At 37.7% G+C, this 1,728-nt stretch carries 2 protein-coding genes and 1 pseudogene; all 3 read right to left on the reverse strand.

Annotation, left to right across the window (positions count from 1 at the left end; genetic code table 11):
- Positions 1-129: 129 nt before the first annotated feature.
- Positions 130-1,089, reverse strand: a complete 960-nt coding sequence (locus tag BIZ39_RS21615; protein WP_187448086.1) for a ParB/RepB/Spo0J family partition protein — start codon at positions 1,087-1,089, stop codon at positions 130-132.
- A 3-nt stretch (positions 1,090-1,092) separates the two neighbouring features.
- Positions 1,093-1,419 carry a ParA family protein gene (locus BIZ39_RS22460; RefSeq protein WP_262385837.1) on the reverse strand — a complete coding sequence of 109 codons (327 nt, stop codon included), beginning with the start codon at positions 1,417-1,419 and terminating at the stop codon, positions 1,093-1,095.
- A 12-nt stretch (positions 1,420-1,431) separates the two neighbouring features.
- Positions 1,432-1,629: pseudogene (locus tag BIZ39_RS22465) on the reverse strand (AAA family ATPase); the annotation flags it as partial.
- Positions 1,630-1,728: the final 99 nt, after the last annotated feature.

Below are 1,728 nucleotides of genomic sequence, written 5' to 3' on the forward strand. Positions count from 1 at the left end.
CCGTTTTTTTGTCCTGCTGAAAAGTGACGATTGTAAATTACAATCCGATGTTTTGACCTGCTGAAAAGTGTCGATTGTAAATTACAATCCGTAAATTTTTCAAGAGTTAATGGTTGATAAAGATAGTAATTATTGTAAACCACCAACATCCTTTAGAGCCGCAACAATCTCATCTATACTCGATTCACGAGGTAAACCTTCAAACGTCATTGTCACTTTATTGCCAATCCGTTTAACTTTAAGTTTTGACCCGTTTAGTATGGTTGTTTTGTTTACAGGCTTCTCTTCCTCTTCAATAACAGAAATAACAGACTTTAAAAAGAGATTGTTTTTTCTATCAGGATAATTGGACTTAATCTTTTCTACAGCTTGAGATAACGCTTGAGGGTCCTCTTTGTATAAACTTCCGATTCGCACAAGTTGGTTTAGTTTTACTTTAGTAACGTCCACCAACTTTTCAGCAAGGCCTAGAGCATCATATGCATCTCTGGCCTTCATTGTTCGAGCAAAATTACCAGCGTCCCAGCCAATCATTTCAGCTATTTCTTTTCCTGTAAGAACTTTGTCGTCAACAAGAGGCAAAATAGAAAGCCATCGTTCGAATGGTAGGATGTCATTTCTATCCTCGTTTTCACTAAACATAAGTTTAGCCGCTTCAGCATCATTAAGCGTTTTAATAAAAGCCTTGAAAAAGCCCACTGTTCGAGATGCTTCAAAACGGAGTCTACCTACTATTAGCTCATAAACAATACGACCATCTTTAGTAGTTTCATTTGTTTTTCTCACGACGCCCGGAATATGCTGACCATCAGCTTCAATAGACTTGCGTAACTGTGCTATCCGTTCTGTAACAAGAGAACTATTATGTCTGTCATGGTATTTAAAGATTTTTACTTGATCATGCTCTAAATGTAGTACCGGCTCTTTGATAGCTTTAGGGCGCTTTTCATGAACGCCCATGGCAAGGTTAACGGCAGGGTTAACCGTTTTTTTGTTCTGTGGTTCGCGTTCCTGTTGATTAGTATTTTGTTCTTCATCGCTTTTGATGACATCAAGCAAACTCCGCATATGACTTGTCTTCTTACTCATCTGTTAAACCTCGTTCTCATCTGTACTATTTTGGAAACTATTCAAGCTTGTTAAATCAGTAATAATTTCGTTGAATAAATCTTTCATGTTTTCAGTAATGCGTTTATCTGGCTTAACAGACTCATATGGTGTTTGAAACACTGCTGAAGCATTATCAATGGATTCAGAATGAAGCATGCTGTTCGTATACATATGTCTACCAAGTACAGCTTCCATAACCTCTATAAATTCATTGCTCTTAGTATTTCGGCGGTCATACATTGACGCCATAACTTTGATACTATTAAAAACCTTCCCTTCAGCTACTTTAAAAACATATTCAGTTGCCATTTCGAGAAATTGTCGAGTACTGACAAAATCAAGCATACGCGGAGGGCAGGGGATAATAATGTTGTCTACACTGAGAAGTGTTTGAAGGCCGATAATGCCAAGGCTAGGAGGTGCGTCTACAAAAACAAAATCATAGTTATGTCTAACTGTATCAATACCTTCTTTCAGTCGTTGAAAATATTCAAGTGGATCATCATCGCCGCTGCTAATCTGACGTGGTCAACCAAAATTGACCAACCCAGTTAAGCTACTTTTTTCAATTTCTTCATGTCCGCCTCATATTGATTTGGACTTCTGTAATCTAGATAC

The sequence above is a fragment of the Alteromonas sp. BZK5 genome (genome assembly GCF_014349115.1).
GTDB classification, from domain to species: Bacteria; Pseudomonadota; Gammaproteobacteria; order Enterobacterales; family Alteromonadaceae; genus Alteromonas; species Alteromonas macleodii.